The sequence below is a fragment of the Telluria sp. AC161 genome (assembly GCF_979258535.1).
The window spans coordinates 3,464,278-3,479,137 of the sequence record NZ_OZ409861.1 but is presented as its reverse complement, the minus strand read 5'-3'; the positions used below and the strand labels follow the sequence as shown (position 1 = coordinate 3,479,137).

The following is a 14,860-nucleotide window of genomic DNA, read 5'->3' as shown; positions in this document are numbered from 1 at the left end:
CAGCGAAGGCTGGAACCCAAGTTCAGCACCTTTGCCGCAACATCGACAGCGGCCCGCAACAGACCTGGATTCCAGCCTTCGCTGGAATGACGGTCTTCAGGTCAGCAGCGCGCAGTCGCGAGAATCGCGTTTTCACATGTCGACGAACACCACCGCCGTGCGCGCCGGCACCGTGAAGGTGCCGCTGGCGCTGTCGAAGCGCGCCTTCAGCGCGCGCTTGTCGGCCGTGCCAGGTGCGCTGTGCACCGGATGCAGCTTCAGGCGCTTGCCGCGCAGCGTGGCGTCCTTGATCGTGTGCGCCCGCTTGTCGACGTTCACCAGATAGCCCATGCCGGCAAAGCCCGCACCCGGATAACCTTTGCCATCGAGCCAGGCGGCCAGCACGGTCGGTTCCTGCTGCGGCCCCGTATTGAAGAAGCGCAGGCGCTTGTTGATGTCGTCGGCGGTGCGCAGGCGCAGCAGCGTGCTGCTGGCGCGGATGCGCAGCAGGTCGCGGAACGCGTCGCGCGCGAACGCGATGTCGGCGGGCGTGGGCTTCATCGCGGCATTGGCCAGCAACGGCTTGAAGAGCGGCCAGTCTTTTGCATTGTCCGGCGCCGGCGGCAGGCCGGTGCCGAAGAAGTTGTCCTGGTAGGTCCAGTCGATGCGGTTGAACCAGTCGCCCGAATTGAAGCTGTTGCGGTCCAGCGATTTCGAGCGCAGCGTGTCGATGCCGGCGTGGTAATACGCCACGCCCTGGCTGAATGCATTGATCGCCATCCCCAGCACCTGAACCCGCGCGCGCTCCGCGCTGCTCGTTGCCACCGGCAGCTTGAGCACGTTGATGTCGTACAGCGTCTGGTTGTCGTGGTTCTCGACGTAGTTGACCGCTTCGCCCGGTTCGCTGGCGTAGCCGGCCGGCTGGTTGCCGCCGTAGACCATCGCCTGCAACTGGCGCACCTGGCCATCGAATCCTTGCATCGGATACGTGCGCACCGAGCCGGCCAGGCCGACGCGGATCAGGTCCGCTGCGCGCAGCAGGTCGGCCTTTTTTGCATCGCCACCAAGGGCGTTCGCGTCATACACCAGACCATTGATATAGCCTTGCTGCTTGACCACGGGTTCGCCCGAGTCGCCGGGCGAGCCGCCGCGCACGGCGTCGCGCGCGCGGTCGCTGAAGGTACCGATGCCGGTGCCGTTCAGTGACAGCTGCGAGGCCTGCACGAAGCGCGCGCCATCGGCCACTTCGCCGAAGTTCCAGCCTTCGCCGATCAGCTGCACGTGGCGGCCCGCCGCCGCGTCGACGGCCTGCTGCAGGCGCACCATCGCTTCGCGCGGCTGGTGGCCCATCAGGTCGAAGCGGAACGAATCGATCTTGTACTGGCGCGTCCACAGGACCGACGAATCGATCATCAGCTTGGCCATCATCGTGTTCTCGGTCGCCGTGTTGAAGCAGCAGGTCGAGGCTTCGATGCCGCCCACGGCGTTCAGGCGATGGTAGTAGCCCGGCACCACGCGGTCGAGGATCGATTTTTCTTCCTGGCCGGCGATGAAGGTGTGGTTGTAGACGACGTCGGTGCCCACGCGCAGTCCGGCCTTGTGCAGGTCCATGACCATCTGGCGGAACTCGACGATGCGGCGCGCGCCGTCCTGCGGGTCGCTTGCGTAACTGCCTTCGACGGCGTTGAAGTGCTGCGGGTCGTAGCCCCAGTTGAAGCAGTCGGTGTGGGCGGTCTTGACCACCAGCGCCTGCTGGCTCTCGCCATCCGGCGCGCCGGCGGGGGCGGGCTGCGCGCACGCCACTTCGGGGATGCTGCCGATGTCGTACACGGGCAGCAGGTGGATGTCGGTGAGGCCTGCCTGTGCCAGCGCGCGCAGGTGCCGCATGCCGTTCGAATTGGCTTCGCCGAACGCGCCGTACTTGCCGCGTTTGGCTGGCGGCACCGTCTGGTCGATCAGCGAAAAGTCGCGCACGTGCAGCTCGTAGATGACCATGTCGGTCTGCGCCTTGACCGTGGCCGGTGGCTGCGTGGTGTCCCAGCCGGCCGGTTTCAGGTTCGGCGCATTCAGGTCGGCGATGTAGCTGCGTTTGGAGTCCGCATTCAGGCTGACCGAATACGGGTCGGTGACCAGGTTGCGTACCAGCCCGGCGCCATCGGCGACGACGTCGACCGCGTACTTGTAATAGGTGCCGGACAAATCGCGCGGGACGCTGGCGGCCCAGGCGCCGGTGAGGGCGTCCAGCGTCAGCGGCAGCACGGCGTTCGCGCGCCCCGTTGTGCTGTCATAGGTGCACACCGCCACATCGCGCGCGGTCGGCGCCCACAGCTTGAAGTCGGTTTTATTGGCGGTGGGCGTTGCGCCCAGATCCGGGATGCGTTCGGCCGCCGCATACAGGTCGTCGAGCGCGCCGGCCGCCTGCACGCGCGTTGCGTCGCGCACGGTGCCGTCAAGGTTCTCGTGCACCAGCACCAGCTGTTCGCGGTGCAGGGCAGGCAGTCGCGCCAGGTCGGCTTCCTGCACGCTCAGGGTCGGGCCGCTGGCGACCCATTTGAAGCGTGTGGCGACGGCTTGCGGCACCGCGACGCGCGAGACGGCCAGCGCGATCGAACCGGCGCTGCCGGAGACCTTGCTGCCGGACGTGGCCTGGATCCCGCCGGCGGGGGAGTGGTACAGGCGGTATACGCCATCACTAGAGGCGCCGGGCCAGCGCACGAGGCGGCGGTCGAGCCAGACAGCGCGCGCATCGAGCTTGGTGGCCGAGGCGCTGAGCACCTCCTGGAAGGCCGGGCTGTCGCAGGTGGCGAGAGGAACAGCAGCATACGCGCTGGAGGACAGCGATGCTGCAAGCAGGACAAGGTGACGTTTCATGGACCGCTTACCCCGCGACGCTGCTGCGATAGTGGTCGACCATGCGGTAGCGCGTCGCATACCAGCCGAACGCCGCTGCCGACAGCAGCGCAAACGCGGCAAAGAAGTACATCTGGAACGCCATCACCCCGACGCCCGAGCCTTCGATATACGCGATCACTGCCTCGTTCTTGACGCTGGCATTGACGATCAGCACCCACAGGTTGCCGACCGTGACAGCCAGGTACCACAGCGCCATGATCACGCCCTTCATCGAGGCTGGCGCCTGGCTGTACGCGAATTCCAGACCCGTGGCCGAGACCAGCACTTCACCCAGCGTGAGCAGCGCATACGGCGCGATCTGCCAGGCGATCGAGACAGCGTCGCCGGCGTCGAGCGCGACCTGCAGATTGCCCACGACGATCCAGGCCGCGGCCGACAGCGCGATACCGGCCGTCATGCGGCGCAGCGGCGTCGGTTCGACACCCATCTTGCGCATCAGCGGGAACAGGGCGATGTTGTTGATCGGGATGAGCAGCATCACGAGCAGGGGATTCAGGGCCTGCATCTGGGCCGGGATCACGTCGAAGGTCCAGCCCAGCAGGTTCACCTGCGTGGTCATCGTGTTGGCCTGCACGATCCAGGTCGAGGCCTTCTGGTCGAACAGCGACCAGAACGGCGTGACGAGCGCGAACACGATCAGGATGCGCAGCACGGCGCGTACGCCGTCCACGGCGTCGTCCGGATGCAGGCCGCGTGCGCGGTCCAGCTGCATCGAGGTGCCCATGCCGCCAAAGGCCATCAACAGCACCAGGGCGGTACAGGCGGCGATCACGAAGCCCCATTGCGCGGCCATGGCCAGCGAAGCCAATGCGCCGGCGGCGCCCAGCAAGGCCAGGTTCAGGCCCGGACGGCCCTGGCCGGGCTGCCTGGCCAGCAGCGCACTTTTCGCCACGCGCATGAACGAGTGCGGATTGGCGGGCGCCGGTGGCACGTGCACGTATTTCTTTTTGCCGCTCCAGAACACCATGGTCGCGATGAACATCAGGATGCCGGGCACGCCGAAGGCCCAGGCCGGACCGTAGTCGCGCAGCAGCAGCGGCATCAGGAGCGAGGCGAAGAACGAACCGAAATTGATGATCCAGTAGAACGCGTCGAAGACGACCTTCGCCTTGTCCTTGTTGGTGTGGTCGAACTGGTCGCCCACAAAACTGGCCACCAGCGGCTTGATGCCGCCCGAGCCGAGCGCGATCAGGAACAGGCCGAAGTAGAAGCCGTTGACGTTGTCCTCGAAAATGGCCAGGCAGGCGTGACCGAGGCAGTACACGAGACTGAGCCAGAACACCGTGTTGTACTTGCCGAAGTAGCGGTCAGCCAGCCAGCCGCCGAGCAGCGGGAAGAAGTAGACGCCGATGACGAAGGTGTGGAACACGTGCTTGGCTTCGCCAGTGCGCATGTCTTCCGGCAAAAACATCAACAGGGTCGTGATCAGGAAGGGCGTCAGGATGTTGCGCATCCCGTAGAAACTGAAGCGTTCGCACCCCTCATTGGCAATGATGTAGGGGATTTGCCGGGGCATGCGCCCGGTGCCTGGCTTTGCGAGAGATGTCATCGAACCGCTTCCTTGAATTGGCAAACAGACGCGATGCTATGACGGGGACGCCTCTCTTTGCAACATAAAAATTGTCGTGAAACAAACTAGAAACAAAGTGGCAACATGCATACGTAGTTTAGGTACGGACGAAGAATTGGCACAATCGCGTATAACGTTTCAAGTCATTGAAATCAAATGACTAAATGGGTTTTATCGCTGGCTGGCTGGAATTGTCAAGACCGTTCGCCTGATGTATATTGCCTAGAATTCCACATCACGCATCCGCCCGGACCAGCCAATGACCCAGATCTCGACGACCGACAACCCGAACTGGTGGCGCGAAGCCATCATCTATCAGGTGTACCCGCGCAGCTTCCTCGACACAGATGGCGATGGCGTCGGCGACCTGAACGGCGTGACCGCAAAGCTCGACTATATCGCGAGCCTGGGCGTGGACATCGTCTGGCTGTCGCCGTTCTTCAAGTCGCCGATGGCCGATTTTGGCTACGACATCGAAGACTATTGCGACGTCGATCCGCTGTTTGGCGACCTGGCCGACTTTGACCGTATGGTCGCCAAGGCACATAGCCTGGGCCTGAAGATCATGATCGACCAGGTGATGTCGCACACGGCCGACACCCACAAATGGTTCGTCGAAAGCCGCGCCAGCCGCGACAATCCGAAGTCGGACTGGTATGTGTGGGCCGACCCGCTCCCGGACGGCAACCCGCCCAACAACTGGCTGTCGGTGTTCGGCGGCTCGTCGTGGCAGTGGGATACCCGCCGCAAGCAGTACTACCTGCACAACTTCCTGGTGAGCCAGCCGCAGCTGAACTTCCACAACCCGCTGGTGCAGCAGGCCCACCTCGATGCGCAGCGCTTCTGGCTCGAGCGCGGCGTCGACGGCGTGCGCATGGATGCGTGCGTGTTCCACTTCCACGACCGCCAGCTGCGCAGCAACCCGCCGGCGCTGGTGCGCGACACGTCGACCGTGACCGACGTGAACCCGTATGGCATGCAGGCGCACCTGTACGACAAGACGCAGCCCGAGAACATCGCGTTCCTCGAGCGCGTGCGCGCACAGCTGAATGAATTCGGCGCCGTCTCGATCGGCGAAATCAGCTCGGACGACGCGCTGGCCCAGATGAGCGAGTACACCGAAGGCGGCAACAAGCTGCACATGGCCTACAGCTTCAACCTGCTCACGCCGGTCTTCAACGCTGCCCACGTGCGCCGCCAGGTCGAGGAATTCAACGAACGTGTCAAGGATGGCTGGGCGTCCTGGTCGGTCGGTAACCACGATGCGATCCGCGTGGCCACGCGCTGGGGCGGCGTCAATCCGGCCCCCGGTTTCACCAAGCTGGTGCTGGCGATGCAGCTCTCGCTCAAGGGCACGCCATGCCTGTATCAGGGCGATGAACTTGGCCTGACCGAAGCCGATGTGCCGTACGAACTGCTGCAGGACCCGTACGGCAAGACCTTCTGGCCCGAGTTCAAGGGCCGCGATGGCTGCCGCACACCGATGCCGTGGGTCGCCGACGCGCCGCACGCGGGCTTTACCGATGGCCAGCCATGGCTGCCGGTGGACGCCGCGCACGTCAAGGCGGCCGTCGACGTGCAGGACAGCGACCATGACTCGATGCTGAATTTCCAGCGCCGCTTCATTGCCCTGCGCCGCAGCCTGCCGCAACTCACCCGCGGCGAGATCGCGTTCTTCGATGCCCCCGAGCCGGTCCTGGCCCTGCGCCGCGACCTGGCGGGGCACGACAGCGTGCTGGCCGCGTTCAATCTGTCGGGCGAGGAAGTCAGCTTCGACTGGCCGGCAACGGACGGCGTGGCGCAGATGCCGGTCGATGGCCTGCAGGGCAGTGCGCAGCAAGGCCGCGTCACGCTGGCGCCGTACGGCGCCTGGTTCGGCACCGTGGCGGCGAACCGCTGATGGCCGGCGCGCAGCCCGAAAAATTCGCGCGCACGGCGTTTGCCGATGGCCCGCGCCTGCTCGCGGACATTGGCGCCACGCATGCGCGCTTCGCGCTGCAATGCGCGCCCGGCGTGTTTCGCGACGTGGCGGTGCTGCGCTGCGACGACTTCGCCGGCATCGTGCCGCTGCTGCGCCATTATCTGCTCGACCACCAGGACGTCACGCTGCACCATGGCGCCTTTGCGGTGGCCAATCCGATCAGCGGCGACTACGTGCGCATGACCAACCGCGCGTGGGAGTTTTCCACCGATGCGGTGCGGCGCGAGCTGGGCCTGGCCACGCTGTTGATCGTCAATGACTTCACGGCGCTGGCCACGGCCTTGCCCAATTTTGCGCGCGACGACCTGATGCAGGTCGGCCCGGGCAAGGCGGTGCCTGGCGCCGTCATCGGCGTGCTGGGGCCGGGCACGGGCCTGGGCGTCTCGGGCGGCATTCCGACCGCCGACGGTTTCGTCACGCTGGGCAGCGAAGGGGGGCACGTGAACTTCGCGCCGTTCGACGAGCGTGAATTCGCGATCCTGCAATATGCGTGGCGCGAGTGGCCGCACGTGTCGAACGAGCGCCTGATTTCCGGGCCGGGCATGGAAGTGATCTACCGCGCGCTGGCCGACCGCAATGGCGTCGACGCCGCGCCGCGCACGGCCGCGACGATCGTGGCCGGCGCGCTCGAACAGAACGATGCGCTGTGCCTGGAAACGCTCGAATGCTTCTGCGGCATGCTGGGCGGGGCGGCGGCCAATCTGGCCGTGACGCTCGGCGCGTTTGGCGGCGTGTACATCGGCGGGGGCATCGTGCCGCGCCTGGGCGAGTGGTTTGCCAGCTCGCCGTTTCGCGCGCGCTTCGAAGCCAAGGGCCGCTTTTCGGACTACCTGGCCGATATTCCGACCTGGGTGATCACGACGCCGAATCCCGCCTTCCATGGCGTGGCCACCATCCTGGCCGAACACCTGCGCGGGCGCAGCGGGGCCAACACGCTGATGGAGCGCATCACGCAGCTGCGCCATGAGCTGTCACCCGCCGAAGGGCGCGTGGCCAGCCTCGTGATCGACCAGCCGCGCATGGTGCTCAATGAACCGATCGCCGAGATCGCGCGCCTGGCCGACGTAAGCCAGCCGACCGTGATCCGGTTTTGCCGCTCGCTGGGCTTCCAGGGCCTGGCCGACTTCAAGCTTAAATTCGCCAGCAGCCTGACCGGCTCGATCCCAGTGCGCCACAGCCAGGTGCGCCTGAGCGACAGCACGCACGATCTGTCGGCCAAGGTCATCGACAATACGGTGTCGGCGATCCTGCGTTTTCGCGACCAGCTCGATGTGCGCTCGCTCGACCGCGCGATCGAGATGGTCAGCCGCGCCAAGCGCGTCGAGTTCTACGCGATGGGCAATTCGCGCGCGGTGGCGCTCGATGGCCAGCACAAGTTCTTCCGCTTTCGCATCCCCACTGCACTGTATGGCGACGCGCACCTGTTCACGCTGGCCGCTGAATTGCTGGGGCCAGGCGACGTGGTGATTGCAGTGTCGAATTCAGGCGGCTTGCCCGAACTGCTGGAGGCAGTGGACATCGCGCGCGCGGCCGGCGCCAACGTCATTGCGATCAGCAACAGCCAGTCGCCGCTGGCGCGCAAGGCCAGCGTGTGCCTGGCGGTCGATCACGCCGAAGACAGCACGAGTTTTCTGTCGATGATTTCGCGCATTCTGCAGTTGCTGCTGATCGACATCATGGCCGTCGGAATCTCGGTCGATGGCCAGCATGGACCGGCGCCGGGGCAGGATCCACGCCGGTTGCTGATCTCGCACCTGGATAGTTAATCTGCGCTTTTCAGATTGACGCGCTCGATCGTGCGGCGCCATTCTTGCAGGCTCAGCAGGGTGTCGGACTCGGTGTCCTCGACCAGGATCTCGCTGCCGTCCTGCGCGACCAGAAAGCTTTCCTGGCGCCGCGCGTCCTGCGCGCGGTTCTCGACAAAACTCAGCTGGTAGTAGGTCTTGCCGTTCACTTCGCGCGGCGCCGGGTTGTCCTCGACCACGGCACCGTGCGCCTTGCCGCCCGTGCGCCGCTCGATCTGCGCCGACCAGGCCTTCAGCTCCGGTAACGCCAGCAATGCGGCCATCGCCTGTTCCTTGCTGTGCGCCGGCGCCTGGACGACGGGCGCCGCCGGCGCCGGGGCGGGCGACGACGCGGGCCGCTCGGCGCGCTGGCAGGCAGCGACCGCGCAGCACAGGGCCAGCGTGGCAAGGGTCGTGCGCAGGGGAGGGAAGGCAGCGGCGCGTGGGGACATGGCAGGTTCCGGTAGATAAGACGGCCATACTAAACCATGCTTGTTTTAGCGGCAAATGCGTTGTCTGCAACCTCCATACGACCGTTATTATTTCCACATGGAAATGCTTTCATGGTTTACGCCACGCTCTCCATGTGTTTCATGTCGGCATCTGATTTTGTTGATGCAAGTAATGATATTCTGTAGGATCACTCCTACCAGTCAGTACACCGCATGGACAGCCGCGCTACTTACCAACGTCGTCTCGAACGAAGCTCGCACCGCGAAAAACGCCTGATGACGCTTGCCGTGCTGGGCGTTGCCGTGGGCGTGGCCGGCGTCGTGCTGCCATCGCCATCGATCGACTGGCCGATGTTCGGGGAAGCGTCGAATGCGGCCCCGGTCACCCCGGCGCCGGCACGTGTGCTGAGCCCGACGGCGCCAACGGCGCAGCAGAGCGCCTCGGCGCGGCGCATCTACCGGCACTCGGTCGTGCCGGGCGGCGTGGCCGACAAGGGCGAACTGGCGCAGATCTTGCGATCCGACCGGCTCGTGGCGGCGCACTATGCAACCTTCAATGTCGACCATGCCCGCGCCGTGACCGTGACGGCGCCGCGCGCGGTCTATGTGTCGTACCGGAAGAACGATCAAATCTACTGGACCTCGAAGAAGGTCATGCTCGAGAAGGGCGAGACGCTGCTGACCGACGGCGAGCACGAGATCCGCGCCCGCTGCGCCAACCGCATCTCGGACGTGCCGCAGTTTCCGGTCGAACCCCATGGGCCAAGCGAAGCCGAACTCGATACCGTGCTCGCTGGCGGCGTGCCGTCCGATATGGTGGGTGTGCCCGGTGAAGAGGGCGGCCTGGTGCCCGTGAGCATGGACGACCTGTCCACCAGCGAGGCAGTGGGGCAGCGCTACTACACCACCAGCTTCCCCAATGGCGCTGGCCTGCTGACGCTGGCCAATACGACACCGACGCCCACGCCGACGCCGTCCCGTCAGGGGCAGCCGCCTGGCCTGCCGGGCTGGTATGGCACGCCGATCTATTCCGGTGGTGTGCCGGGCCCTGTTGGCCCGGTCGGCGGCCCCGACGACACCGGCAATGCGATCCCCGCGCCCGTCAGGGAGAATGGCGGCAGCACGATCCCGGGAAGCATTACGCCGCCAGTCGGCGCTGTCGATAGCCCGGGTCCGTTCCCGGTCGCGGCACCGGACGGTGGCGGCACCGGACTACCCGTCTATACCCCGCCATCCCTGCCAACGCCGGGTCCCGATACCGACACGCCGGTTGTCATTCCGGGCACGCCGGGCACGCCGGGCACGCCAACGACACCAGGCACGCCAACTGCGCCAACGCCGCCAGGCGACACCGTGGTCGAACCGGTCCCGCCGACCGAAGTGCCTGAACCAGGCACGCTGTGGCTCGGTGCCATCGCACTGGCCGCCCTGCTGTGGCTGCGCCGCAAGGGCCCGCGCGCCCGCTGAGGCACAAGAAACGCACTAAACGTACGAACCCTAGACAACAAAAAACCCGCGAGGTGTGAACCTCGCGGGTTTTTTATCGTGGGTAGCAGGGGCGAAGCATGCAGCGCGCTTCGCCCGGACTGCCCCGGCAATTACATCATGCCGTCCATACCACCCATACCGCCCATGCCGCCCATACCACCCATGCCGCCGGCTGGCTTGTCTTCCGACAGTTCCGAGACCATGCAATCGGTGGTCAGCATCAGGCCGGCGATCGACGCTGCATTCTGCAGTGCCGAACGGGTGACCTTGGCTGGATCCAGCACGCCCATTTCGACCATGTCGCCGTAGGTGCCGTTGGCTGCGTTGTAGCCGTAGTTGCCGGTGCCGGCCAACACTGCTGCAACGACCACCGATGGCTCTTCGCCGGCGTTCTGGACGATCATGCGCAGTGGCTCTTCCATTGCGCGCAGGACGATCTTGATACCAGCGTCCTGGTCAGGGTTGTCGCCCTTGACGGTGATGTTGGCACGGGCGCGCAGCAGGGCCACGCCGCCGCCGGCAACGATGCCTTCTTCCACGGCAGCGCGGGTAGCGTGCAGTGCATCTTCGACGCGTGCTTTCTTTTCTTTCATCTCGACTTCGGTAGCTGCACCGACGCGGATCACGGCAACGCCGCCGGCCAGCTTGGCCACGCGCTCTTGCAGTTTTTCGCGGTCGTAGTCCGAGGTTGCTTCTTCGATCTGGGCGCGGATCATCTTGACGCGGCCTTCGATCGATTCAGCCTGGCCGGCGCCGTCGATGATGATGGTGTTTTCCTTGCCGACTTCGATGCGCTTGGCCTGGCCCAGCTCTTCGAGCGTGACCTTTTCGAGCGTCAGCCCGACTTCTTCAGCGATGACCTGGCCGCCGGTCAGGACAGCGATGTCTTCCAGCATGGCCTTGCGACGGTCGCCAAAGCCTGGAGCCTTGACGGCGACGGTCTTCAGGATGCCGCGGATGTTGTTGACGACCAGGGTCGCCAGCGCTTCGCCGTCGATGTCTTCAGCGACGATGACCAGTGGACGGCCAGCTTTTGCGACTTGTTCCAGTACCGGCAGCAGGTCACGGATGTTCGAGATTTTCTTGTCGCACAGCAGGACGAATGGGTTTTCGTGCACGGCGACTTGCTTGTCCGGGTTGTTGATGAAGTACGGCGACAGGTAGCCGCGGTCGAACTGCATGCCTTCCACGATGTCCAGCTCGTCGTTCAGCGACTTGCCGTCTTCCACGGTGATGACGCCTTCCTTGCCCACTTTTTCCATCGCTTCAGCGATGCGCTCACCGATCGAGGTTTCCGAGTTGGCCGAAATGGCGCCGACTTGTGCGATCTCTTTGGTGGTGGTGGTTGGCTTGGCGATCTTGCGCAGTTCTTCGACGGTGGCAGCAACTGCCTTGTCGATGCCGCGCTTCAGGTCCATCGGGTTCATGCCGGCGGCAACAAACTTCATGCCTTCGCGGACGATGGCTTGTGCCAGCACGGTCGCGGTGGTGGTGCCGTCACCGGCGTTGTCGCTGGTCTTGGAAGCAACTTCCTTGACCATCTGCGCGCCCATGTTCTGCAGCTTGTCTTTCAGTTCGATTTCTTTGGCGACCGAGACACCATCCTTGGTGACGGTCGGCGCGCCGAACGAGCGCTCGAGCACGACGTTACGGCCTTTCGGGCCCAGGGTGACTTTGACTGCATTGGCGAGGATGTTGACGCCTTCGACCATCTTGGCGCGCGCTGCGTCGCCGAATACTACTTCTTTAGCTGCCATTTGTTATTTCTCCGAAATGTTCGTGAATGGGGTCAGAAATTACAGTGCGACGATCGCGAGGATTTCTTCTTCGCGCAGCACCAGCAGTTCCTGGCCATCGATCTTGACGGTCTGAGCGCCATACTTGGAGAACAGCACGCGATCGCCGACTTTCACTTCCAGAGGGCGGAGCTGGCCGTTATCTTGCACTTTACCGTTACCAACGGCGAGAACTTCGCCTTGGTCCGGCTTCTCTGCCGCGGCATCAGGGATGATCAGGCCGGACGCAGTTTTGGTTTCCTGGTCGAGACGCTTCACGATTACGCGATCGTGCAGAGGGCGAAGGTTCATGCAAAACTCCTTAATATTCAATGGTTTAACTGGCGTTTTTGACACCGTCGCAGCAAGCATTGTGAATGCTGCGCCGGTCTGCAAAGAGTTGTTAGCACTCTCGGCTAACGAGTGCTAATTATAGGGACGATAACCTGCCTTTTCAAGGCGCATGATGGTGAAATCATTTTAAACATGTGATATAGCGCAATGATGACATTGGCATATTCGCAATGTTTGCCGTCGCTTGTCCGCCGCTCGTGGAACGACGGAAGGCCGGCAGCGTACACCGCTGACCAGATTGACGCCGCACGCTAGTCTGCTATTACTGCCGCACGGCAATGAGCACCGGTTGACGGAAAAAGCAACTCGATCCTATAGTGTCGGATGATTTCCGAATTCCAAGACCTTTCAGACAAAATCGACCGGCTTGCGCAACTGACCCAGTCATTGCGCGCCGAGAATTACCTGCTGCGCCAGGCCAATACCTTGCTCAGCGCAGAAAATCTCGCGTTCAAGGAACGCCTGATCGAGGCGCAGCGCCGGGTCGAAGCGCTGCTCGACGAATTGCCGAAGCCGCCGGATGCGTCGGACGCCGAAGCAGAACCTGGCGCAGATGCGCCCCGCCAGGAGGCGCCGCCTGATGCCGATGCACCGGTGTCGCCGCAGCTCGCCCACACGCACCGTCAGGGGGCACTATGATCCATCTCGACGTCCATATCATGGGCCAGTCCTACCGCCTGGCATGCCGCGACGGCGAACAGCGCACGCTGCGCGAAGCGGTGAGCTACCTCGATGGCAAGATGTGCCAGCTGCGCGATTCGGGCAAGGTCAAGGGCACCGACCGCATCGCCGTGATGGCGGCGCTGAGCGTGGCCGCCGAATTCCTGTCGGTGAAGTCGCCGCAGGGACCGCTGTCGGACATGTCGATCCTCGAGGTCAAGCAAAAACTCGAGTCGATGCACACGGTGCTGGACCGCGTCCTGGCTGACCAGGAAAATCTGGCCTGAAAGGCCGAATCCGTTTGACAGGGCTGGTCAAAGGAGTAAACTCTTTTCTGCCCTGCGGTGTTCGAGATTTGCCATATATTCCTTGAACCATTCTTACGCATAGGTCGTGGAACAAGTTCGATGGGTGTGAGCGTCGCTAGTCCGACGAACCCGAAATTGATCTGACCGTGACCGCCTTGAACCGTTGTGGTTCAGGATGCCGGCAAAAACGGCACAGGCGGGGACTAAATATACAAGCGGTTGCGCACTCGGTACGCAGCCGCTTTTTTTTATGTGCGCATTCACTGATGCTTCCGGTGCATCGTGTGCTGGCAGGGAGAACAGCGCGATGCGCTATTGGTTGATGAAATCCGAGCCCGACGAAGTCAGTTTCGATGACGTTCTGGCTGCCCCCGGCGCCACCGTGGCCTGGTTTGGCGTGCGCAACTACCAGGCGCGCAACTTCATGCGCGACGCCATGGCCGTCGGCGACGGCGTGCTGTTCTACCACTCGGGCGGCAAGCTGCCGGGCGTGGCCGGCATTGCCGAAATCGTCAGCGGCCCGTATCCCGACGCCTCCCAGTTCGACGCCGCCAGCCACTACCACGACCCGAAGGCCACGCCGGAAACGCCGCGCTGGATCTCGGTCGACGTCAAGGCAGTCGAAGCGGGCCGCTTCGTGCCGCTGGCCGAACTGCGTACGGTGGCCGCGCTGGACGACATGGTGCTGCTGCAGAAGGGCAGCCGGCTGTCGATCTCGCCGGTCACCAAAGCCCAGTACACGACCATCGTTGCGCTGGTACGCGGCAAGGGGGCTTGAGGATGGCGCCCGCATTCGATCCGCTGCTCATCCTGGCCCTGCTGGGAATGGGCGCATTCGGGGGCTTCGTGGCCGGCCTGCTTGGCGTCGGCGGCGGCATGATCCTCGTCCCGTTCATCACGATGATCTTCACGGCGCGCGGCTTTCCCGAGGAACTCGTGGTGCACATGGCGATTGCCACCTCATTGGGCACCATTTTCTTTACCTCGTTGTCGTCGGTGCGTGCGCATCACAAGCACGGCGCCGTGCTGTGGCATGTCGTACGCCTGTTCACGCCCGGCATCTTGCTCGGTGCGTGGATCGGGCCCTGGATCGGCAAGCAGATGAACACCCCGGTGCTGGCCTTCTTTTTCGGCTGCTTCGTGGCTTACTCGGCGATTCAAATGCTGATCGGGAAAAAACCGGCGGCGGCGCGTGAGCTGCCCGGCAAACCGGGCATGTTTGCAGCGGGCAGCGTGATCGGCATCCTGGCGGGGCTCGTGGGTGCGGGCGGCGCCTTCGTCTCGGTGCCGTTCATGACGCGCTGCAATGTACGCATCCATAATGCCGTGGCCACCAGCGCGGCGATCGGTTTTCCGGTTGCGCTAATGGGCACTCTGTCGAACGTCTATTTCGGCTGGGGCGAACCCGGGTTGCCGCCATGGTCGCTGGGCTTCATCTACCTGCCGGCGCTGGCGATCATCGTGCTGGCCAGCGTGTCCATGGCGCCGCTGGGCGCGCGCACCGCGCACAAGATGCCGGTGCGGCAGCTGCAGCGCATCTTCAGCGTCATCCTGTGTGCGCTCGCCGCCTACATGTTCTGGAAAGCGTTCAACTAG

At 64.1% G+C, this 14,860-nt stretch carries 12 protein-coding genes and 1 other RNA gene; 8 read left to right on the top strand and 5 right to left on the bottom strand.

What is annotated here, in order from left to right; genetic code table 11:
• Nucleotides 1-132: 132 nt before the first annotated feature.
• Nucleotides 133-2,850, bottom strand: coding sequence for a pullulanase-type alpha-1,6-glucosidase (gene pulA / locus ACZ0AJ_RS15590; RefSeq protein ID WP_499455543.1), 2,718 nt, complete (start codon nt 2,848-2,850; stop codon nt 133-135).
• A 7-nt stretch (nt 2,851-2,857) separates the two neighbouring features.
• Entirely contained in the window at nt 2,858-4,441 is a 1,584-nt protein-coding gene (locus ACZ0AJ_RS15585; RefSeq protein ID WP_499455364.1) for a POT-type proton-dependent oligopeptide transporter, read from the bottom strand.
• Nucleotides 4,442-4,721: 280 nt separating this feature from the next.
• Here ACZ0AJ_RS15585 and ACZ0AJ_RS15580 point away from each other — a divergent pair, with 280 nt between their 5' ends.
• Together ACZ0AJ_RS15580 and ACZ0AJ_RS15575 are read left to right on the top strand one after the other, a co-directional pair.
• The gene (locus tag ACZ0AJ_RS15580; protein WP_499455363.1) at nt 4,722-6,362 is read left to right on the top strand and encodes an alpha-glucosidase; all 1,641 of its coding nucleotides are present in this window, start codon (nt 4,722-4,724) and stop codon (nt 6,360-6,362) included.
• Nucleotides 6,362-8,209 carry a glucokinase gene (locus tag ACZ0AJ_RS15575; RefSeq protein ID WP_499455362.1) on the top strand — a complete coding sequence of 616 codons (1,848 nt, stop codon included), beginning with the start codon at nt 6,362-6,364 and terminating at the stop codon, nt 8,207-8,209. Before ACZ0AJ_RS15580 ends, ACZ0AJ_RS15575 begins: the two co-directional genes overlap by 1 nt.
• Here the strand turns inward: ACZ0AJ_RS15575 and ACZ0AJ_RS15570 are convergent.
• Nucleotides 8,206-8,679 (bottom strand): hypothetical protein, encoded by a 474-nt coding sequence (locus ACZ0AJ_RS15570; RefSeq protein WP_499455361.1) that lies wholly within the window; start codon nt 8,677-8,679, stop codon nt 8,206-8,208. The two genes, ACZ0AJ_RS15575 and ACZ0AJ_RS15570, sit on opposite strands and share 4 nt — an antisense overlap.
• A 213-nt stretch (nt 8,680-8,892) precedes the next feature.
• On the opposite strand from ACZ0AJ_RS15570, the gene ACZ0AJ_RS15565 reads away from it, so the two are divergent.
• On the top strand, nt 8,893-10,146 hold the full coding sequence (locus tag ACZ0AJ_RS15565) for a PEP-CTERM sorting domain-containing protein (protein ID WP_499455540.1): 1,254 nt from the start codon (nt 8,893-8,895) through the stop codon (nt 10,144-10,146).
• Between the two features lie 131 nt (nt 10,147-10,277).
• Here the strand turns inward: ACZ0AJ_RS15565 and groL are convergent, their stop codons facing one another.
• Together groL and groES are read right to left on the bottom strand one after the other, a co-directional pair.
• The gene (gene groL / locus ACZ0AJ_RS15560) at nt 10,278-11,924 is read right to left on the bottom strand and encodes a chaperonin GroEL (RefSeq protein ID WP_183555886.1); all 1,647 of its coding nucleotides are present in this window, start codon (nt 11,922-11,924) and stop codon (nt 10,278-10,280) included.
• A gap of 39 nt (nt 11,925-11,963) precedes the next feature.
• Nucleotides 11,964-12,254 carry a co-chaperone GroES gene (gene groES, locus ACZ0AJ_RS15555; protein WP_183555885.1) on the bottom strand — a complete coding sequence of 97 codons (291 nt, stop codon included), beginning with the start codon at nt 12,252-12,254 and terminating at the stop codon, nt 11,964-11,966.
• A 366-nt stretch (nt 12,255-12,620) separates the two neighbouring features.
• Between groES and ACZ0AJ_RS15550 the strand changes: the two genes are divergently transcribed.
• From ACZ0AJ_RS15550 to ACZ0AJ_RS15530, 5 genes are all read left to right on the top strand, one after another.
• The gene (locus tag ACZ0AJ_RS15550; protein WP_499455359.1) at nt 12,621-12,935 is read left to right on the top strand and encodes a hypothetical protein; all 315 of its coding nucleotides are present in this window, start codon (nt 12,621-12,623) and stop codon (nt 12,933-12,935) included.
• Nucleotides 12,932-13,243: a cell division protein ZapA gene (locus ACZ0AJ_RS15545; protein ID WP_258835476.1), complete on the top strand. Its 312-nt coding sequence runs from the start codon at nt 12,932-12,934 to the stop codon at nt 13,241-13,243. Before ACZ0AJ_RS15550 ends, ACZ0AJ_RS15545 begins: the two co-directional genes overlap by 4 nt.
• Before the next feature lie 46 nt (nt 13,244-13,289).
• A non-coding RNA gene (ssrS, locus tag ACZ0AJ_RS15540) (6S RNA) lies at nt 13,290-13,471 on the top strand.
• 100 nt (nt 13,472-13,571) lie between these two features.
• Nucleotides 13,572-14,042: an EVE domain-containing protein gene (locus tag ACZ0AJ_RS15535; protein ID WP_183555882.1), complete on the top strand. Its 471-nt coding sequence runs from the start codon at nt 13,572-13,574 to the stop codon at nt 14,040-14,042.
• A 2-nt stretch (nt 14,043-14,044) separates the two neighbouring features.
• Entirely contained in the window at nt 14,045-14,860 is an 816-nt protein-coding gene (locus ACZ0AJ_RS15530) for a sulfite exporter TauE/SafE family protein (RefSeq protein WP_499455537.1), read from the top strand.